At 41.3% G+C, this 21,766-nt stretch carries 18 protein-coding genes and 1 pseudogene; all 19 read right to left on the reverse strand.

Annotation, left to right across the window (positions count from 1 at the left end; genetic code table 11):
• Positions 1–2: 2 nt before the first annotated feature.
• Complete coding sequence (locus KQP79_RS22595; RefSeq protein ID WP_008777040.1) at positions 3–1,190, reverse strand: glycosyltransferase; 1,188 nt, start codon at positions 1,188–1,190, stop codon at positions 3–5.
• On the reverse strand, positions 1,187–2,389 hold the full coding sequence (locus KQP79_RS22600; protein WP_032849724.1) for a hypothetical protein: 1,203 nt from the start codon (positions 2,387–2,389) through the stop codon (positions 1,187–1,189). The genes KQP79_RS22595 and KQP79_RS22600 overlap by 4 nt, the downstream gene beginning before the upstream one ends.
• Positions 2,370–3,743 (reverse strand): O-antigen ligase family protein, encoded by a 1,374-nt coding sequence (locus KQP79_RS22605; protein WP_008777042.1) that lies wholly within the window; start codon positions 3,741–3,743, stop codon positions 2,370–2,372. Before KQP79_RS22605 ends, KQP79_RS22600 begins: the two co-directional genes overlap by 20 nt.
• Complete coding sequence (locus tag KQP79_RS22610) at positions 3,740–5,125, reverse strand: lipopolysaccharide biosynthesis protein (protein WP_008777043.1); 1,386 nt, start codon at positions 5,123–5,125, stop codon at positions 3,740–3,742. Before KQP79_RS22610 ends, KQP79_RS22605 begins: the two co-directional genes overlap by 4 nt.
• A gap of 3 nt (positions 5,126–5,128) precedes the next feature.
• Positions 5,129–5,632 carry an acyltransferase gene (locus KQP79_RS25935; RefSeq protein ID WP_061448142.1) on the reverse strand — a complete coding sequence of 168 codons (504 nt, stop codon included), beginning with the start codon at positions 5,630–5,632 and terminating at the stop codon, positions 5,129–5,131.
• Positions 5,629–6,567, reverse strand: coding sequence for a Gfo/Idh/MocA family protein (locus KQP79_RS22620; protein ID WP_008777045.1), 939 nt, complete (start codon positions 6,565–6,567; stop codon positions 5,629–5,631). Before KQP79_RS22620 ends, KQP79_RS25935 begins: the two co-directional genes overlap by 4 nt.
• Before the next feature lie 18 nt (positions 6,568–6,585).
• Positions 6,586–7,536: a Gfo/Idh/MocA family oxidoreductase gene (locus KQP79_RS22625; RefSeq protein WP_008777046.1), complete on the reverse strand. Its 951-nt coding sequence runs from the start codon at positions 7,534–7,536 to the stop codon at positions 6,586–6,588.
• Between the two features lie 7 nt (positions 7,537–7,543).
• Positions 7,544–8,584, reverse strand: a complete 1,041-nt coding sequence (locus KQP79_RS22630) for a nucleotidyltransferase family protein (RefSeq protein ID WP_008777047.1) — start codon at positions 8,582–8,584, stop codon at positions 7,544–7,546.
• Positions 8,585–8,586: 2 nt separating this feature from the next.
• Positions 8,587–9,267, reverse strand: coding sequence for a cytidylyltransferase domain-containing protein (locus KQP79_RS22635; protein ID WP_008777048.1), 681 nt, complete (start codon positions 9,265–9,267; stop codon positions 8,587–8,589).
• Between the two features lie 4 nt (positions 9,268–9,271).
• Entirely contained in the window at positions 9,272–10,423 is a 1,152-nt protein-coding gene (gene neuC / locus KQP79_RS22640) for a UDP-N-acetylglucosamine 2-epimerase (RefSeq protein ID WP_008777049.1), read from the reverse strand.
• Positions 10,420–11,427 (reverse strand): N-acetylneuraminate synthase, encoded by a 1,008-nt coding sequence (neuB, locus tag KQP79_RS22645; protein WP_061448141.1) that lies wholly within the window; start codon positions 11,425–11,427, stop codon positions 10,420–10,422. The genes neuC and neuB overlap by 4 nt, the downstream gene beginning before the upstream one ends.
• Positions 11,427–12,065 carry an acetyltransferase gene (locus tag KQP79_RS22650; RefSeq protein WP_008777051.1) on the reverse strand — a complete coding sequence of 213 codons (639 nt, stop codon included), beginning with the start codon at positions 12,063–12,065 and terminating at the stop codon, positions 11,427–11,429. The genes neuB and KQP79_RS22650 overlap by 1 nt, the downstream gene beginning before the upstream one ends.
• A 29-nt stretch (positions 12,066–12,094) precedes the next feature.
• The gene (locus KQP79_RS22655; RefSeq protein WP_008777052.1) at positions 12,095–13,330 is read right to left on the reverse strand and encodes a LegC family aminotransferase; all 1,236 of its coding nucleotides are present in this window, start codon (positions 13,328–13,330) and stop codon (positions 12,095–12,097) included.
• A 41-nt stretch (positions 13,331–13,371) separates the two neighbouring features.
• A complete protein-coding gene (locus KQP79_RS22660; RefSeq protein ID WP_008777053.1) occupies positions 13,372–14,580 on the reverse strand; it encodes a polysaccharide biosynthesis protein in 1,209 nt (402 codons plus the stop codon).
• 173 nt (positions 14,581–14,753) lie between these two features.
• Positions 14,754–15,895, reverse strand: a pseudogene (locus tag KQP79_RS22665) (UDP binding domain-containing protein); the annotation flags it as partial.
• Positions 15,896–16,080: 185 nt separating this feature from the next.
• Positions 16,081–17,418 carry a nucleotide sugar dehydrogenase gene (locus tag KQP79_RS22670; protein WP_008777055.1) on the reverse strand — a complete coding sequence of 446 codons (1,338 nt, stop codon included), beginning with the start codon at positions 17,416–17,418 and terminating at the stop codon, positions 16,081–16,083.
• A 38-nt stretch (positions 17,419–17,456) separates the two neighbouring features.
• A complete protein-coding gene (locus tag KQP79_RS22675) occupies positions 17,457–19,877 on the reverse strand; it encodes a GumC family protein (RefSeq protein WP_061448140.1) in 2,421 nt (806 codons plus the stop codon).
• Positions 19,878–19,884: 7 nt separating this feature from the next.
• On the reverse strand, positions 19,885–20,715 hold the full coding sequence (locus KQP79_RS22680) for a polysaccharide biosynthesis/export family protein (RefSeq protein WP_008777057.1): 831 nt from the start codon (positions 20,713–20,715) through the stop codon (positions 19,885–19,887).
• Positions 20,716–20,731: 16 nt separating this feature from the next.
• On the reverse strand, positions 20,732–21,766 hold a 1,035-nt coding region (locus KQP79_RS22685; protein ID WP_264386566.1), incomplete at its 5' end, for a UDP-N-acetylglucosamine 4,6-dehydratase family protein.

Raw genomic sequence — 21,766 nt, forward strand, 5'->3', positions numbered from 1 at the left:
TACTAATGTTTGGCAATTTTCATAAGTTCTCGTAAATACATATCAGCAACAATCTCGTCTGTTAACTGATTGACAGTTTTCCTCGCAGCATCAGCTATTGAATCTAATTCGAGACATGACATTGATTCTATCCTGTCGAGAATATTTTTTAATTCCGTGTAATTGCCTGATTCGCACAAAAAACCATTTATTCCATCTTGAATAATCCCATCCATTCCTTCGCCACGCGACGCTATGGTAATACAGCCGTTTGCCATTGCTTCAATGTATACTAATCCGAACGCCTCACCAGAACTAATCATTATGAAACACTTTGTTTCTTGTAGTAATTTACAAACTTTTTCGCGAGGGACACGACCAGCAAAGTTTACCATTTGTGCCATCTTGTACTTTTGCGATAAAGCCTTTAAATCACTCTGCATTGCTCCAGTTCCTATATAATTAATAAAATAAGAGCCTTTGTCATTCTTTAAAGCTTCAAGTAAAGCCTCAGGATGCTTTCTTTTTACCATAATACCAACGTACGTATAAATTCGTCTTCGACTTGAGACAGAGTCTACCTCATTAGGTATTAACGCTTGAGGTATTCCCGAATAGCACATAAATTGCTGTTTATCACTAAGGTCAAACTGTTTTATACAATCTTGGCGAATAGGTTCAGAACGGTATCCAATTAAGCTTATTGATTTTAAAGCCTCAATATTAGCAGAGGTGGCTGGTGGTGCTCCATGCGCTATGAATGCTACCGGGATATTATATTTCTTTAGTAACCTACTTATTATATTAAGACCTGGTCTGTCCCAGTGTATAGAAATAACATCTGGTATATAACTATTACTTTTAACAAAGTCTTCAATCTGTTTTGCATGCTGATTAAGACTCTTGTCAGTATAAAGACTATGAGGATAAGATTTGTAAATTGATCTGCGATGAACATGCACACCCTCTAACACATAGTCATCATCTTTTAGTGGACGTGTTAAAAAAGAACCTCCATACTTGTTTTGTATGAGATTCTTGCACATCATCAATAAAGGATAAACAATTTGAGGGAATTTGGGGACACTATGAATGACATGAACGTCATGTCCTGATTTTACCCATTGCCTAGCAAAATAATGAACCACAGGAGTTATATCCTTTGGAATATCCACGCCAGGATAACATGCTGTAATTATTAAGATTTTCATTGGATAGTATTGTTCAGGAATTTAACGATTAAATCGGAGGAGACTTGTTTCGATTGCATATTGATATCTATTCTATCAGCTTCCTCCTTATCTATATAAAAAGGAGTAGTATCTATCTTTACATCTATACTTAAATAATTAACAAATTTATATGATTTGAGATTATAACTATCTTTTACTAAGCCATCCTTAACAAAATCATAATAATAGCATCGGATTGGCAAATATATTGCCTCAAAAAATATTGTTGAATTTGCAGAAATCAAAACATCCGTACGTTCTAATGATTCAAGGCACGACTCTTGTTTAGGAGATATTACCTCAATGCCTAATTTTGCAAACTTATCACAATCCACAGATAGGTTAGGATGTGGTCTAAATAAAAATCTGCAATGTTTAGTACTATCGTTATTTTTTAGCAAACAGAAAAGTTCATACACTTTCTCGATATCATCAAGCAAATTTGCTGCAACAAGAATATTAATACCTTGGTGCTCTATCCTTTTCATTTTTATATATGGATCAAGCCTTGGTGACCCTAATAATATCTTCTTCGTAAAATCTGCAAATCGATACAGATGGAGAGCATCCGTGCCTTCTAAAAGTGCATAATCCGTTTTAATGGTAGGATATAAAGGACTTGCACTTGCGTGGGGTAAATAAACAGTAGGAATTTTTAAATCATGGGCAGCAAGAACTGACGATCTTAAAATAGGATGTGATGGATTCGTTATTACAACTGACTTAGGTCTGTTTTTTGAGAAGTACCTTTTAAAGGATTTGTAATAATAATAATAAGCTGCAGCATTGTAAATTTGTTTCCAAGATGTGTTAGATCTCTTAATTATGTAACTCACTTGGAATATAAAATCCCAGAAATACACCAAGGCAGGAAAATAAAATATCCTAGAATTTGATATATTCGCAGAATCAAGCCTAGGCCTAATTACCGCTATTGAATCGTCGACTAAAGGAGAAACAGAACGCATTTGATTCTGTGTCAAAACAATACATACAGTCTTGCTTGAAATATCAGGATTCTCTTTGAAAATTGAAGTGATTGTTATTAAAATTTGATTTAACAACTTACTTACAATTAAAATAATCACTTTTAATGATGAAGCTCCTGATATAATTATATCATTGCTCTGTTCCTTGCATAAGATTTCGTCATAAAGTTTATGAATATATGCTTTCATCTGATTGAATATTATTATAAGACAAACTTAACGACAATGCTAACATTATAAAATAAGGCGGTAGAGCATAAGCAACCTGGGACACATTAAACAAATCTTCACCCGTATATACAACAAAGGAAAAACATAAAATACCAATAAACAAGATAGAACCTAACATTCTCGTTCTATTTTTCATTTCTTTGTAGCTTCTAAATGCAATGAACAGCAAAGTGTAAACAAGCCAGATAAGAGCCATAATTCCTCTTTCTGCTAAGGTTGTATAGTACATACTATGTGCATTTGAGTAGTTACCAGCTCTACCTGCGTATTTAAGGTTAAAATTTGCAAAGCCTATTCCTAAATAGTGAGTATCTTCTGCAAAATCTTTTGCCGTAGACCATATCTCGTATCGCTCATCCTCCTTTGCTGATTCGAACATATTTGTACCCTGATTTGTAAAACGATCAGATATAACTTCTGTAATATCTACGCCAGAACTAACAATGTTCACAACTATTGACAAACATGCAACACCAACAAGAATTTTAATCATCTCCGTTTTATTTTGGAATGGATTAAATATTGTAACTAATAGAAGCATGAGCAATACTGCCATATACATTGTTCGTGAATTGCTAAGTAACAATATCAAAAATATTCCAAGAGTGAATAGAATTAATCGTTTCTTAGTAAGATTTTTTTTTACTATACTATCATGTGGCAAAAATAGCAATGGGAGGAACATAAAAACATTTGTCATCAAAATTCTATCGCGAAAAACACCCAATCCGGATCCTATACCATATATAAATAGGCCTTCATAATCAGGATCATATTGAACAACTCCACCTCTGAAAAAGTTAAATATTGAGATTACAAAGAATAATCCTAAGACAATGAAGAGATACTTAAATATTACACTCAAAATAGTGCTCTCTTTATGAATGTTACAATTTAGCACTTTGCTTGCAATAAGGGCAAATATAGAAGGATTGACGACAGACAGCCAATAGCCATTTAATGACCTTATGAAGTCCTGAGTATTAACAAATTGAAACAGATTAACCAGTATGTACAACGACACGAAACGAACTATTAGCCTGTTTGGCCCGATTCCAGGAATCTTTTTATAGATGAGTATCAGTATAAATGCCTGTATATACTCCAACCATACACGTTTAAATGGCAACTGTCTATATGAAAGAACTGTGTCCATTTTGTACTCTGGGAAATAAATATACTGCATCATCGGGGAGAAGGTCATTAAAAGCAGCACAAATCCTACTACACCCCAATAATCTTTAGAAGACAACGATGAAAAAACCAAATATATAATTGTAATATATATACAGATAAATACAATTTCAATCATAAATTATTCCTGATTTTATTCAATAGAATTAATATTGATATTGAAAATATAACTTTTATATATAAAGGTGTTTGCATTATAAAAAAAGCGACAACTAAGAGGGCGTGAAGAGCTATAAATATATTCCATACCTTATAAGGTAAAATATACAACTTTCTTGTTGAAGGTAGGACATATCCCAAATACCCAATCGCTAAAAATGAAAGATATGTTATAATAGCAGCAGATGTAATTCCCCATAAAGGAATGCACATACAATAGCCAAGGAATGCAATCAGGCCACCAGTAAGAGATATTTTCATCAAAGACGCTGTCTTCTCATAGTAAAACATAGCGGAAGTAACGGCAAGATACAGAGGGCGGTGTATAAAACCTGCAACTAAAATAGAAGCAATCCAATAAGTGCTTGATAAATCTTCATTCCGTACCATTACTAGAAAGATCTCTCGCGACCATATAATAAATCCGCATACAGCGATAGAAAAAAATACCAGAGATTGCTTAAATATCCTGTGAGACGCCAGGATATTACCACGCTTCAGTTCTTCCATAAACATGGGAGAAATCGCTGAATTTACGGCAGAGGCAAACAATTCAAAATAGCTCATGAATTCCGAAGCAAAATTAAATTGACCTATTGCACTTAGCGGTGTATTCGCTCTATCCATTACAAACTTATTTGATCCATTAATCAAATATGTAGAATACGCATGGGGGATTGTAGGGAGAGAAACTTTCAACACATGTTTAATAGCCTTTAGGTTTAATATGTAGGAAGGTTTCAAGCCTAATCTATGATTTAGGACATACCAATATGACGCATTAATACAGAATGTACCCAAGAAAGAGCTAATATACCAGCCCATATAGCCACTTTCTAAATATACTATAAATATCAGATTGGAAAAAACTGTTATCAACCCACACGCTAAACTCCTGAATACAACAGGCTTAGGTTCCTGATTAAGCCTATAATACATAGCACCCAGAATTGCGGATGGTCCAAAAAAGACATTGTTAAAATTCGCTAATATTATTATTAGCCAACGATTTTCTATGGCCTCTTCTGGAATTATAAAGTATAGAAGGACGGATTGAAGAATGGCAAAAAGAACCATCCAATATTGTAGGAATCCATATACCTGTCTCCAGATAATTTTATAATGACTACCGTAGTGATAGAAACTGCTTGTGATAAATGCAGTACACCCCAAAGTTGAGAAAGCTGCTATAGCTGTAGTATAGGCTACAATAGTTCCGGCGATTCCGTAATCGACAGAAGTAAGATGCATAGTCAGCAAGGGTAGCAATAAAATGCTTACAACCTTAGGGACAGCTGGTACAATACCATAATATGCTGTATTCTTGAGAAGTTTAGACATGAATTAATGATATTTTTTTGCAGAAACTAACTCTTCATAATGTGCTATGTCTCTATACTTAAATACCTTAGCTGGTACACCTCCTGCAATACCGCACTTCGGAATATCTTTAACCACCACAGCACCTGCTTGAATAATAGCTCCGTCTCCAATTGATACTCCTCCCAAGATTATGACTCCATATCCTAACCAAACATTATTACCAATGATAACATCTTTATGAATCATTGTTGAGTCATATGGTAATGCTTCACCTTCAAAATTATGATTAGATGTAATAATACGACAATGTTCACCAGAATGGAAATTGTCACCAAAGGTTACATTACCCAAACCCTGTATAATTAACCCATTGAAATTAGGATTTAACCCCAGGATTGTATTACGAGTCAACATAGTAGGTGCCGGTCCTAGGAAAAGTTCCCCTCGATGGCTTTTCACATGGCGTAAAAGATACCATCGAAAGAACTTGCGAAACAACTTAAAGCTGAAAAGCAATTGCATCATAATCCCTTGATTTTAACGTATATGTCATTCAAATGTCCCAATTGTTCCATAATAGGACACAAATTACTCGTACAATTCTCAACAAAAGCTTTCGTCTCAAGATAAAAACCTGGTTTAAATTCCTTATCCAAATGGTCATCAATTTCAACAGGAGTGATAGTGACACTACCTATATTCTGTATCTGAAGTTGTTCCATTGGACGAAGGTAAAGACGATGCTTAGCTGTTAAGATTTCAACACCCCAACGACCTGGTGCAGCCCAGTTTGCGCAATAATTGAATAGTGCGCCCTTTTCTGTCATTCCTGCTCCAGCAAAAGCCGCAGGCTTATGCCATGAGAGCTCCCCAGAAGTAAAGCAATTTATCTGTACAGGATTTCCTCCGAGGTAGAAAGCGAGATCTATAACATGGGAAGAATTTGCATACATCCAATTCTCAAGATCTCCCTTGGGTTTATCCATCTTTTCTATAACATGTCCCCATTCAGTGAATTCAAAGTTAAAAGATTTTACCCCACCATCTTCCGCGATTATCTCTTGAGCTTTAAGGACTGAAGCAAAGAATCTACGATTATACGCAAGGTAGACTTTTGCATGATTGGCTTGCGCTACCTTAACAACCTCTTCGCACTCCTCAGGATATAGAAAACCGGGTTTTTCACAAAATATCTCTTTTACCCCATACTTTATTAGTTGTATGGTGTTCTGACTGAGGGCGCTAAGGTTTGTAGCAACAATAGCCTTATCTGCTACTCTTGGATTAGTACTTAAAAATGCTTCTAATCCTCCAATAACAATATCTCTCCCTACAACTTCCTTATACTTCTGTGCGCTTGTTTCTCCACGGCCAATAACAGTATAATCATAGCCAAGGCTGTTCAACACCTTTCCGTATTCTTGTGCAATCAATCCTGCACCAATAATCCAAATATTCATACGCTTTATTTTAATAAATTAGGTTATCGGGCACGATTCAGAAGTCCAGCCCTTAATTTTATTGATAAATGGTGCAATCTTGCTAAGATATGCGACATGGTAAGATGCTGATTGTTCATAATTAGCAAGCCTACAACTTCCCTTTTCTAGAAGCTCGTCTATCAATATTCCGGATAGACCACTCTGATAGTGAACAGGTACATTTTTAAGTTCTCCATTAACTACGATTTCTCCCTTACCCTCAAAATACTCAATTATATTATTTCCATTTTTTATAATCGAACGAGACACACCATCAAATGCCGTTGTTGATGTTAATCTCAAAACGCTACCATTTGCAGTTGTAAATCTCTCGGTACCATGGATTTCTACATAACCAGGACGTTTGCTATCAACAACCTCCTGCTCTAAATCATCTATACAAAACTCAAAAGATGCTGCACCATTCAATGCCATAAAAATGTCGACAAAGTGGATAGTATTGCAGCACATGCCCCATTCGCCACCTTCAAAGGTATATTCTACAGGTAATTCAGGAACAATAAGAGACTTAATATATTCATAGCCCTCCCACATACGTCGAGGACAGTTAACCCACGTCATTACCCCTTTCTTTTTAAGAAGCTCATCTATTTCGGAATAATCGCTTAGCTTCGGGAAAAGGAACTTCTCGAGCACAAGATATTTAACACTATGCGTTGAAAGCAACTGACTTACAATTGTGTATCGAGGCTTAGAACTAGACGCAACTATAACAACATCCAATTCTGCTGGAACAAGATCTAATGAGTTAACGAAATGAGCAGTTTTATTATCAGACTCCACTTGATTATATCTCTCTTCTGCAACTGCCAATGAATCTTCGCTTAAGTCATAAACCCATATATCAAGTTCGTGTTTTGATGTTTTTACACCCTGTAGATGACGGCTACCTAACTGCCCCGCACCTGCTATTAAAACCGTTTTCATGTATAATCTATTTTATATGTTTTACTAATTCTTTTGCTTTTTGATATTCCTGCGGATTGCCTATATCAATCCAGGTTCCATTAAGAGGGAAACGGATAACCTTATAACCCTTATTCATAAGCATATCCATGAAGTCGGTGGCATTGAAGAAATCTCCTTCAGGAATAAGCTCGAGGAGCTCGCGCTTAATAAGGTAGATACCAGCATTAGCATAATAATTGTAGGTTGGCTTCTCCAATACGCCCTTCACATTACGGCCATCCAATTCGAATATACCGTAAGGTACTGATATAGTGTAAGGAACAGCGGCAATACTCATATCGGCATCATGCTCCTTGAAGTGAAGGAAAAAGTCCTCATAGTCGATATTAGTAAAGAGGTCACTATTCATCAGGAGGACAGTATCATTGTAGAAGTGCTCCACGAACTTGATACTACCTATGGTACCAAGGAACTTAGGTTCACGAACTGTCTTTACCTGTACGTTGCCTCTTGGTTCTGCAAAGTGCTCTTCGAGTTGCTCTTTGAGGTAGTTGACAGTTACAGAGAGATGACGGACACCATAGCTGATGAGACGATCAATGTTATAGTCAATAATGCACTTATTACCAACCTTTAGCAATGGTTTTGGAGTCTTCTCTGTAAGCGGACGAAGGCGCTCGCCTTTGCCACCAGCCATAAGAACGGCATCGATTGGTAGATAGGACTTCTGCTTCTTCAGGTTTACAACATCCACAATCTGCATTTGCTCGTTGAGGACCGGAAGAAGTTCAATGCCTTTTTCTTTTGCAATGTGGATTTGTTTCACATCATAATTGCCAGCTTTGAGATAAGTAAACTTCCTATTCGCAACATCAGAGACAGAAGATGAAAGATTCTTTCCGTCGATTAAACTTCTTCGAACATCACCATCTGTCAAAGTGCCTACAATCCTATTATCAGAGTCAGAAACAAATAGAGTAAAAGCCTCACCTCTTTCAATTGCATTTATTGCTTTAAGAGCATCCAATAAACTTGAAGACTCTGAGATTATATATCTGTTAAACATGGTCATCTATTTTTTAGAATCGATTCAATTAACATAAAGTCATAGATATCATCTATATCTACAGATGATTCCTTAGACATAACATATTTTACACGTTTAGTAAAACCGCCAAGTCCTTTCTCTTTGAGTGCTTCAATATTGATTACATAGATAGCACCATTAAACTCATAGAAAGTAGGAAGTGCCTGTCGACCTTCAGCTTTTTTATTGTATACGAGTTCTACATAACCATCTTCGTTGTCGTTACAGAGAACAGCAGGTGCATGTGACTTTGTTACCGACACTACCATATCAATCTCATCACTATAGAGCAGCATTGCTTCCTTTACTTCATCCACTTTACGTAGAGGAGATGTAGGTTGGAGAAGCAACATGCGGTCAAAGTGCTTGCCTTTCTTCTCGAAGAAATCTACAGCATGGAGCAACACGTCATTGGTAGTAGCGGTATCGGTAGCAAATTCTGCCGGACGCACGAAAGGTACATGCAGCCCATAGTTCTCTACTGCATCGATGATCTTCTGGTCATCAGTTGAAACACAAATATTTTCATCAGATGTGATAGCACGCGCCACATCAATGCTATATGCAATCAGTGGCTTTCCGCAAAGGTCTTTGATATTCTTTCCAGGGAGTCCTTTGCTGCCTCCACGAGCAGGAATCACTACCAATATATTGTTGTCCATAAACTTAAAGATTATAGAATTTCTTTTGTTGTAATTGTTCGAGAGGATAGGTGGAGATTACCTTGAAAATAGCATCTGCAGTACCCTCCTTATCGTATGGGTTTGTTGTAGTCTTGCAAAATAACTTAAACTCCGGTGAAAGAACTTTGTTCAAGCCTTCAATAACCGAAGCCTTGTCTGACTTGCAATCTACAGTTGATTCACTCTTTGTGCGACCATTTTGGCGATCACCAATATTGAGGGTCGGAATGTGTGCAGAAGGAACTTCGAGTATGCCACTTGAGCTATTACCGATAACTGCAGACACATACTGCAGAGCTGACAAATATCGCTTCATACCAAGGCTGGCAAACGCTTTGCAACGTAAGTTCTTAGCACAATACTTTTCAATAGCCGATTTGATGGAATCTCCACCTTGATCAGAGTTTGGCATAGTGAAGAGAACACGCATCTGAGGGAAAGCGTCTAAAGCCTCCAGGAAATCCTTTATCTCACCAGCTGGTGTGCGATTACCAAGAGTTACAGGATGATAGGTACACATGACTGTATTCACGTCTAACTCGTATTCAAGAGTTGCTTCCAACTCATCCTTTGTCATCAGCTGTACTCGTTTCAGATTTTCAACACCGATGGATCCAACATTGAACACGCGTTCCGGTTGTTCTCCAAGTTGAATAACACGCTGGCGATATTCCTCTGTAGAAGTAAAATGGAGTGAACTCATCTTGGTAATGCAATGGCGAATACTATCATCAATAGCACCCTCTGATACCTCACCACCATGTAGGTGTGCAACTGGAATACGAAGAAGCATGCAGACGGTTGCTGCAATGTGCATCTCGTAACGATCACCAAGAATGACAGCCATATCAGGAGCCAACTGACTGAGTGCCTTTGTCATACCCTCCATCTCTGTTGACATAGATGCGAGAACACCTTCTGCATCATCTGAAGGCTTTGGCATTGGCACCTTTGCATCAATGGTGAAACCATCTGCTTCGATCTCCTTGTATGTATTTCCATATTCAGGCATCAAGTGCATATTGGTGGCAATGACCTGAAGCTCGCAAGACTCACTATACTTAACTAGACGCATGAGTCGAGAAAGCAAACTATATTCAGCACGGGTGCCAGTTATAAAACAAATCTTTCTCATAGCACGATCTTGTCTTCTTCTTGATAATCCTTGATAGCTACCGTACCTAGAACCTCATTCCATCGCATAGGATTAATGCCATTACCTGGGCGCTTGACAGTTAGGTTATCCTCTGTCAGCAGTTCTCCCTTTTTGATAGGGCGTGCAGCTACGATACTCTTGCGAGCAATCTCGATGTTCTTACGCTCAGATTCAGAAATGGTCTTGTGACCTGTACCTAATGCCTGCTCGATATTACGAATAGAAGAAACCATAGCTTTCAGTTCATCAGGTTCAAGAGAAGCCTTGTGGTCGGGTCCCTCCATGTTTTTATCGAGAGTGAAGTGTTTCTCAATAACTGTAGCGCCAAGAGCAACTGCAGCAATAGGTACCTCAATACCCTTTGTGTGGTCAGAATAACCAATCTTGACACCAAACTTGTTCCCAATCTCGAGCATAGCATGGAGGTTGACATCCTGATAAGGAGTTGGATATTCAGTATTACAATGAAGTATGGTTATATCTTCCTTTTTGACACCTTCTTCCAACAGAACATTGAAAGCAGCTTCAATATCATAAAGTTCACACATACCAGTTGATAAGATGACAGGTTCCCCATATCTCGCAATCTTTCGAATGTATGGATAATTAGTCACTTCACCAGATGGTATTTTCCAAAAACCAATATTAAAGGATTTAAGAAGATCTATAGTTGATAAATCGAAAGCTGTTGAAAAAAACTTTACACCTCTTTCGTTACAGTAATCTATAAGTACCCGATGGTCAACTTCAGAAAGTTCAAGCTTCTTCAGCATTGCCAACTGACTTTCGTCTGCCTTGCCAATATTTCGTTGTTGATATTCTGCCTGTTTTGCTGATTTTGAGACAAGTTTTTCACTTTTAAATGTTTGAAATTTGATATAATCAACACCAGCTTCAGCGGCTTCATCTACCAACTTTTTTGCTAACTCGATGGAGCCATTATGGTTGACTCCAGCTTCTGCTATGATTAGTACTTTCTCCATTATGCTTTGATTTTGAGGATGGCAGGATTGCCTACATAAATACCCTTTTGACTGATTGACTTGCGAACAACAGAACCTGCACCTATGATAATATTGTCACCAACCTCAATGCCATTAGCAAGAACTGACTGGCTTCCAACAAACACGTTCTGACCTATCTTGCAGTCACCATTGACCATAGTGCCGGTTGAAATGTGACATTGGTCGCCAACGACAGCATCATGTTCAATGTTGGTGAATGTATTGAGGATAACGTTATTTCCAATCTGTGCACCAGCATTCACAAAAGCCTGATGCATGACTACTGTACCTTCGCCAAGAGTTGCGTACTTGGAAACGTGGGCGGTTGATGCAACGATAGTAGCCAACTTGCCTCCAGCTTCTTTTACCTTATTATATAGTTTGATGCGGAGGGCGGGATTCTTGATAAATCCAACGGTAATGACAAATTCGGCCTTTTCTACATATTGGGGAATATCATCATCCACACCAATAACCTTGTAGTCAAGAACCAGTTTGCCAAGTTCTTCAGGGCGATCAACGATTCCGAGGATAGTGTAGCCAGCAGATTCAGCCACCTCAATGACTGATTTGCAATGGCCACCACCACCAACGAGAATGAGATTCTTTTGTTCCATTATATAGGGTTCAAAAGGTTACAATTTATTTAGAGATCTTCAACACGTATGCTTGAAGGAATATTTACTACACGATCTGCAAACCAGATGGTGTTCTGAAGGCCATCGTTTTCGCAGTTCTCAAACATAGGAAGTCTGTTCATGAGCTCCCAAATTGGACGTGTCACGACGCCATTATCGTTAGTCTGCTGGAGGAAGTCGAGCTGAGCCTCTTTATCCTTCAGTACAACTGCAGAGAGCCAGTAGTTGGAGAATGTGTTCTCGGGTTCTGCGAAGAAATCGATACCATCTACATTCTTGAAGTGCTCAATATATTCAGCAGCCACCTTGCGCTTGCTAGCAACGTACTTATCAAGTTTCTCAAGCTGTGCGCAACCGAGGGCTGCATTGATGTTAGGCATACGATAGTTGTAGCCGATGTGGTCGTGACGGAACTCCCAACGATGAGGAACCTTTGCCTGTGTGGTGACGTGCTTTGCGTACTTGCCCAACTCCTCATCATTGAAGAGAAGCATACCCCCACCACCAGTGGTAATGGTCTTGTTGCCGTTGAAAGAGATAGCACCAATGCGACCAAAAGTACCAGTGTGCTGACCTTTATAAGTAGAGCCGATAGACTCTGCTGCATCCTCCACAAGTTCGATGTGCCACTCCTTACAAAGAGCAGAAACCTCCTCGATGCGAACAGGATGACCGAAGGTGTGCATGGGTACACAGGCCTTGATGCGACGACCGGTATTCTTGTTGTAACAAGCCTTTGTATCCTCTGTGAGTGGGTACTGAGGTGTTGCGTAATCGGTATGCGAAAGGATGTCGGCCTTAGCGATATTCTTGGTCTCGCGCACCTCTGCATTCTTGATGAGCCAGTCCTTCATTGCATCAGGAGAGAGACCCATGGTTGTTTTGTCCACATCGATAAACACAGGATGTGCACCAATGTACGAAAGAGCATTGCAAGTTGCGATGAAGGTGAGTGCCTGAGTGAGCACTTCATCATCACGCTGAACGCCTGCCAACATCAAAGACATGTGGAGAGCATTAGTACCCGATACGCACACTACAGCCTTCTTGGCACCGGTGTACTTTGCCATCTCCTCCTCAAAGCGATCTACGAACTTGCCTACAGATGAAACGAAGGTTGTGTCGATACACTCGTTAAGGTATGCTTTCTCGTTACCTTGGAAGACAGGTACTGCCAAGGGGGTAAATTCTTTATTTCCATAAACCGACTTAATAAAGTCAATTGTATTCTTATAATCTGCCATAGCGGTAAATGTTAATTGATAACTTGTTACCTTATTATATATTACATCTTCTGATCGAGGTTCTTTCCCTTCTCCTCATGCTCAAAGTTAGGGATAAAGCGCTTGATGGATTCTACAACTTCTGCCTTGGTGAACTCGGGTGATGCGAAGATACCTTCAAGTTCTGTGAAGAAGGTATTGACTTCGTTCATGTCGCGACGAGTGGTTTCCTCAACGACACCAAGAGCCATGAAGCGTTCCATATTGACTTTCTCCCCAGGGACATAGAACTCTTCGTAAGCCTTCTCACCGGTGGTATCGGACTTGAAGTAAACGACAGGGTATTCCTCTGAATCGTAGCTGATAGCGTTGGCCTTTGCCTTTGCTTCTGCATCGTTGGCGCATTCTACCTTTTTGAGGCCTTCTGCCTTTACGAAATCATCGCAGATAGCAGAGAAGGTTAGCATCTGGTCTTCGCCAAGTTTTGGGAAGAACACTTCTCCACCATTGCCGAGGATACAAGCGAGCATACAGATTTGTCCGGACTCCTCGGGAGAGACGAAATAGCGCTTCACGTCAGAAGGTGCTGCCAGAGGTTGCTTCTTCTGAAGACGATGAATCCATCCGTCAGGCAGTGAGCCGTTGGAGAAGGCTACATTGGCGAAACGTGCGGTAGTGACCTTGAAGTGACTGTTGTATGCCATCACGAGATCCTCCATAATGCGCTTGCTGGCTCCCATGATGTTGACAGGATTGGCAGCCTTATCTGTAGACACGCAGAAGAAGTGTTTAGGAGGAAAGACGGCCAGAAGATCCATGAGCTTCTTGGCCTTGATATCGTTGTTCTCGATGAGAGCCTGAACGGAATATTTATCCTTCTCGGAACGTACGTGTTTGTGAGCAGAGAAATTTGCAAAGATGTCGAAGCCTTTCTCCTCTCGGAAGATGCGCTCGAAGATAGGATCAGCGAAGTTGAGGGTGTAACAGCGAAACTCCTCAGGTACGTAGAGACCTTCGGTAGAGCGCACGTCACGAACGAGTTCTGCGAGTCCGTTTTCGTTGAGATCAACAACAACGACCGATGCAGGTTCGAAACGAAGAACTGCCTTAATGAAGCTGGAACCGATAGAGCCGGCACCACCTACTACACACACCTTCTTACCCTTGATTTCCGCGGTAAGCTTCTCGGCATTTGCCTGAATGTCCGCCTCGAACATTGAAACAGGACGACCGGTGACATAGTCACCTATGAATTTACTGAGGTTGAACATTTGTATATATAATGTTTTTAATTATTATCGTATTGTGCTGGATGATGGTATCGCACCATAAGCACAGCTCTACTTGTACATCCAGTAAAAAGAAGATGCGCGTTGCTTAGATAAAATCTTTATGTGCGGGTAATCATTGAACTAAAACTCCACGCATCTTCTTGTAAGCACTCTTAGTCGCGACGGAAAATATCGCGTGTGTAGACTTTTTCCTCCACATCGCCCAGACATTCGTCAAAGCGATTGGCGATGATAGCCTTGAACATCTCCTTGAACTTGGCGAGGTTATTGACTACCTGCGAACCGAAGAAGGTTTCACCATCGTTTAGCGTAGGCTCGTAGATAACGATATTTGCCCCCTTAGCCTTTATTCGTTTCATGATACCCTGAATTGCACTCTGACGGAAGTTGTCCGAGTTGGACTTCATCGTCAAGCGATAGACACCAATAGTAGGAACTTCCATTTGGCCTGCATATTGATTTTGGGTGCTATAGTCGTCCCAACCGGCCATACGAAGAACTGCATCAGCAATATAGTCCTTTCGGGTGCGATTGCTCTCCACGATAGCCGTCATCATGTTCTGGGGTACATCTTGATAGTTTGCCAGCAGTTGCTTGGTGTCTTTAGGAAGGCAGTAGCCGCCATAGCCAAACGAAGGATTGTTGTAGTGGGTGCCGATACGAGGATCGAGACCGATGCCGTTGATGATGGCGGCTGAGTCGAGGCCTTTGACCTCGGCATAGGTGTCGAGTTCGTTGAAGTAGGAGACGCGAAGGGCGAGATAAGTGTTGGCGAAGAGCTTGACAGCTTCTGCTTCTTTCAATCCCATAAACAAAACTGGGATGTGTTTTGTCGCTGCATACTCTTCCATGATTGCATTATCTGCAGATGGACCTTCTGCTCCTTCTACAAGGAGTTTTGAGAAAGTCTCGGCAGCCTCCTTCATGTGGTTACCCTGAATCTTGCGAATTGCTTCATTCTCCTCTTCCCATTCTGCACCCATCATTTTGGGGAAACCAACGATGATACGACTGGGATGTAGATTGTCATAGAGCGCCTTGCTCTCACGGAGAAACTCGGGGGAGAAGAAAATACGAAACTTGACATCAGAACCGCTTGCTTTCAATTTTTCTGCATACTTTACGTAGAGTGAACGGCAATAACCAACGGGGATAGTTGACTTGATAACCATTGTCGCTTCAGGATTCACCTCAAGCACCAAGTCAATCACATCCTCGATATAGTGTATGTGTCGAAGAAATTCTTGACGGGATCATAGTTGGTAGGAGCGGCAATGACTACATAGCCAGCATCGACTCAAGCGCATTCAAATAATGGGATTCCATTATCATTCTTTCTATGTCCGTGGCATAAAAGTCACCCTCACGATTTTTTCGATTATTCATTTCATGCTACGTTTTAGTTTACGCGGCAAAAATATGAATGATTTTTAACTACTACAATACGGTCTAAAATGACTGCTTACTTTTACCCGTTTATTAGTCCCGTTGAAAAATATCACGAGTATAGACTTTTTCCATCACATCATCCAAGCAACTATCATAACGGTTAGCGATGATAGCATGGCTCATTTCTTTGAATTTTGCCATATCATTCACCACTTGACTACCGAAGAAAGTATCACCGTCTTGCATGGCAGGTTCGTAAATAATAATAGATGCACCTTTCGCTTTGATGCGTTTCATAATTCCTAGAATGGCGCTTTGGCGGAAATTGTCAGAATTGGATTTCATTGTCAAGCGATAGACTCCAATCACGCATTCTTTTTCTTTTTCCTTATTATAGTCATTTTGTTCGCTATAACCATAATATCCGGCTTTAGACAGGACTTGATCAGCTATAAAATCTTTTCGAGTGTGATTACTCTCTACAATAGCCGTCATCATATTCTGCGGTACGTCTTGATAATTGGCTAATAGTTGTTTCGTGTCTTTCGGCAAGCAATAGCCACCATACCCAAAACTTGGATTGTTATAGTGCGTACCGATACGTGGATCTAGGCCGACTCCATCAATGATAGATTGCGTATCAAGACCTTTCATTTCAGCGTAGGTATCCAATTCGTTGAAATAGCTGACACGCAAGGCAAGATAGGTATTAGCAAAGAGCTTTACGGCTTCCGCTTCCTTCAAGCCCATATATAAGGTATCTATATCTTCTTTAATGGCTCCTTCTTGAAGGAGTCGAGCAAAAGTATGTGCCGCTTCTTCCAAATGACTTCCAGCTATCGCTTTTATAGCCTCATTCTCTTCACTGAACAGTTTAATCATTTTGGGATATCCTACAATGATGCGACTGGGATAAAGATTATCATAAAGAGCTTTACTTTCCCTTAAGAATTCCGGTGAAAACAGGAGATTGAATTTACGTGTAGTGTCCCACCCTTTTTCTTTGAATTTCTTTGCGTACTTCACATAGAGACTACGGCAATAACCTACAGGAATGGTACTCTTTATGACGATAGTGGCCTCTGGATTGTTTTCAAGAACAAGATCTATCACATCTTCAAGATGATGGGTATCGAAGAAATTCTTCTGTGGATCGTAATTGGTCGGAGCAGCAATAATGATAAAATCGGCATCTTTGTAAGCTGCCGCTCCATCCAATGTCGCTGTGAGATTCAATTCTTTCTCCGCAAAGAATTTTTCAATATAATCGTCCTGTATGGGTGAGATGCGATGATTGATCTTTTCCACCTTTTCAGGAATGACATCCACAGCCATCACTTCATGATGCTGAGCCAAAAGAGTCGCCATACTCATACCCACATAACCTGTTCCGGCTACGGCAATCTTCAAATCTTCAAATTTTCGCATATTATACTTACTTTATTTTACTCTTTACTTGCCCTATTTTACTCTTCACTTCCCTCATGTTCTCCATAACCATATCCATACCCATAGCGTTTGCCATACCCATAATACTTGCCATATTTACCATAGCCATAGTAATAACCGTACTTCTTCTTCTGAAGATCCAGACCATTGATAGCGATACAGAGATTAGGCAGTTTATTATTCTCGGCAAGCTCATTGATCAAAGTAAACTCCGCCTTGCGGGTGTAATCGGCACGGCAGACATAAACGGATAAATCAGCTACACGTCCTATCAGTAAAGTATCGGTTACCATACCAACAGGAGCGGTATCCAATATCACGTAATCAAAATTCTTCTTTAAAGATTCAATCGCTTTTTCCAGTCCTTCACGAGCCAGCAACTCGGTTGGATTAGGAGGAACCGATCCACCGGGAAGGATAGACAGATTCTTGCTGATATCAGATACCTGCACCAAGTCCATCAGATCCATAGAGGGATTGGTCAAGAACTGGGTGATGCCGCGCTCCTTTCTAGAGATGTTGAACACTTTATTCAAGCCGGGCTTACGAATGTCGAGACCTACGATGACTACCTTTTTCCCTAATAAAGAAAGGCTGATCGCTAAATTGGAGGAGACAAAGGACTTTCCCTCACCGGAAATGGTGGAAGTTACCAAAACCACATTTCTTTCCTTTTCAAGCATGAATTGAAGGTTGGTCCGGATATTACGGAAGGTTTCGCTCATCAGATTGTTCCGATTCTCAAATACAGCGATAGAGCCCTGCTTTTCGTCCGCCATCGGGATATCGCCCACCACAGAGACGGTGGTCAGTTTCTCCACATCGGCACGACCTTCAATCTTAAACTTAGCCAAGGCTACCAGATAGATGATGCCAACCGGGATGCCGATTCCCAATACCAGTGAAATAAGATAGATCATCAGGGGCTTGGGCGAAACGGGAAGGGCATCCGCCAAGGCCTCGTCGATTATCTTTGCGTTATTCGCAGTAGCGGCCAATGTGATGGCGTTCTCCTCGCGCTTCTGAAGCAGCATTAGGTAAAGACCCGCCTTGATTTCCTGCTGACGGGCGATGCTGACAAATTGGCGTTCCTGCTTCGGAGCATCGTTGATGCGGCGGGTATAGCGGCTTGCCTCACGGGCTAAGTCGGCTCTCGTAATCTCCAATCCTTTCAGGGTCGCGTCCAAGGTGGCTTGCACATTGCTACGCATGGCGTGTATGCTGGTGTTCAGATTGATGATGGCCGGATTGTTTTCCGTGGAAGTGCGCAACAGGCGTTTACGCTCCACCAACATTTCGTTGTAACGGGCGATGGCACCGGCCGAGGCGGCGTCACTCAAACCGATGTTGCCGGGCAACACCTCATATTCCGCTCCTGACATATAGCGTTGGAGGTCTTTCACCAAGTTGATTTGTGTCTGGTTCTCCACCCGTTTCTTTTCGTATTCAGCGTTTCCCGTCAAGGCGATCTGCGCCTCGCTGCTCAAATCGGTGATGCCGACGCTGCGCTTGAAATTTTCCAAGTCCTGTTCCGTAGTGCCCAGCTCCTTGGAAATGATGCCAATACGCTCGTTTATAAATTCAGCCGTTTTCTGCGCTACTTCATTTTTATCGTTGTTGGCGTTGATGTTGTACATCTCGAGCAGCTTGTCGATGAAGTCTTTGCCACGACGGGTACTGGAATTGTTCAGCGAGATGACCGCTACGGAAGTCGTTTTAGACGTGGCGGCAATGGATAAAGAGTTGGTATATCCTTTCGCTACAGAAGAAGGCCGGTGAATGAAGGCCGTGATATGACGCTCTGTGGTCACACTATCCGGACGAACCGATGTTAAAGTATCGCTGTTAGCGAAAAAAGCGACCGTTCCTTCATCAGTGGGGAACACAGCTGGTAATTTATCAAACTGTTTCTGATATTCTTTTTCTCCTACCGTGATCTGTACATCCATCGCACCCGACGGTTGCAGAATCATAGCGACTTCCATAGGCTTCGGAAGATTGTCCGCCTCCTGGGGGGTAAGGCTCACCGTGATGGGAGAAGTGCGGTAGAGTTCTCTGACGGGAAACTCATCCTTATCTTTATAGGTGACAAATAAGTTCAGCCGCTCGACGACTTCTCTCGCCAGTGACTTGGACTTTAAGACTTCTATTTCATTGTCTACGTTGCTTGACGAGGAGACAAATCCGTCCAGTCCCATTTTTTCCAGTTCGGAGGACATACTAGCGCCTCCTCCTTTCTTGTCGTCCTTGATCAGGACGGTGGCGGATACATTGTAAACAGGTGTGGCCAGACGCAGGTATCCCCACGCGGCGGCGACACATATCACGACCGAAGCCACAAACCACGGCCAATGGATTAAATAACGGAAAAGGAGTTCCTGAATATTTATCTGCTCTTCAGGCTGTGCACCTTGTTGTTCTTTTCTTTCCTCAATCATAGGGAGATTATCTGAAGATGGTTACTAATAAACTTGCCAGAGACACCAGGATGGAGGTGGCGGAGAACCACAGGCTCGTACTGTTACCGATATCCGAATTGCGCGCTTTCGCCTTGTTGGGGGTCACGTAAACGATGTCATTCTGCTGCAACCAGTAATAAGGGGAAAGAATGGTCTCAGCCTTATTCAGATCCAACGTCACGATTTCCTGCTTTCCGTCCGCACCTTCACGAATCAGTCTCACGTTGTCACGAAGCCCCCAGACGGTCATGTCGCCCGCCATGGCCAGTGCTTCGAGCAAGTTCACTTTCTCATTGCTGATGGTGAATGTTCCGGGACGGGTGACTTCTCCGATTACGGAGATTTTGTAGTTTACCATACGAACCGTTACTATCGGCGTTTCCTTTATATAGGGTTCCAGTTTTTCCACTATCATTTGTTCAGCCTGTCTCTTGGTCAAACCGCCCACTTTCAATTCTCCAAGGACGGGAAAATTTACCTTTCCATCGTTGTCTACAAGGTATTGTTGCAATGAAGGCTGGGTGGTTATCTGACTCTTGACAGATATGCTTATAGGGCTGGCTACCGTCAAGTTGAAGGGTATGGCCAACTCCGGACTGGTGCACGAAACAACGATGGTCAGCAGGTCTTTCGGCATAATCTTGGCGTCATACAGGGTTTTCTTTTGAGATGTCCATTCCACCGACTCCGCATCCTGCAAGTAGGGTACTTTCTTGTAGGACTGACAGGATGCGAACAGGGAGATCGCCACCAAACAGGCAATCACATCGCGCCCCATTTTTCGCACACTCGTGTGCATACAAAATGATTTATTCATAAAATAGATAAGTTTATTATTCTTTATCCAGCACTTCAAACTTCGGAGAGTTTTTCGACTTGAATTCAGGTACCACCTTCTTCATCAGTTTCACTGTATCCAGAATCTTCACCGCACGAGACAGTTTTTCAAACTCAGCGTATGTATCAAGAATATCAGCGTATTCATATCTCCGCACTTTCGCTATCATGATTTTCTGATTTTCCGTCGGAATCGTATTTTCCTTATCGCTTAATACCTCTTCATAAAGTTTCTCACCGGGGCGCAAGCCCGTAAATTCTATCTTTATATCTTTATCCGGACGATAACCGGCCAATTCTATCATACGAGTCGCCAAATCGACAATCTTCACCGCCTGTCCCATTTCAAAAACGAAAATTTCATTCCCCTCTCCCATGGTAGCCGCCTCCATCACTAGGCGACAGGCTTCGGGAATAGTCATGAAGAAACGAATGATATCAGGATGGGTGACGGTGACCGGACCGCCATTCTCTATTTGCTCCTTGAAGCGGGGGATCACGGACCCATTGCTACCCAGCACATTTCCGAAACGGGTCGTAATAAATTTAGTTTTTCCTTTCACTTTTCCCTCACGAATAGCACATCCCAGACTTTGAACATAGATTTCAGCTAAACGCTTGGAACAGCCCATTACATTAGTAGGATTTACAGCTTTATCCGTAGANTCCGTAGACACCATAATCATCTTTTCAGCACCATATTCCACAGCCATATCAGCCACCTGACGAGAACCGGTCACATTGACAAGTACAGCCTCACAAGGATTTTCTTCCATCAATGGTACATGTTTATAAGCGGCGGCATGAAAGACGATTTGAGGATGATAAAGATCAAACACCATACGTACTCGCTCTTTCACACGCACGTCACCAATCACCGGAACAAAATCTATATTTGGATATTTTTTCTCAAACTCAAGACGGACATTATGCAAAGGTGTCTCTGCAGAGTCGAACATGATAAGTTTCTGAATTCCCATCTGCACTAATTGACGGCAAAGTTCACTACCAATACTGCCTGCCGCACCAGT

The sequence above is a fragment of the Bacteroides sp. DH3716P genome, assembly GCF_025914115.1.
GTDB lineage: Bacteria > Bacteroidota > Bacteroidia > Bacteroidales > Bacteroidaceae > Bacteroides > Bacteroides ovatus.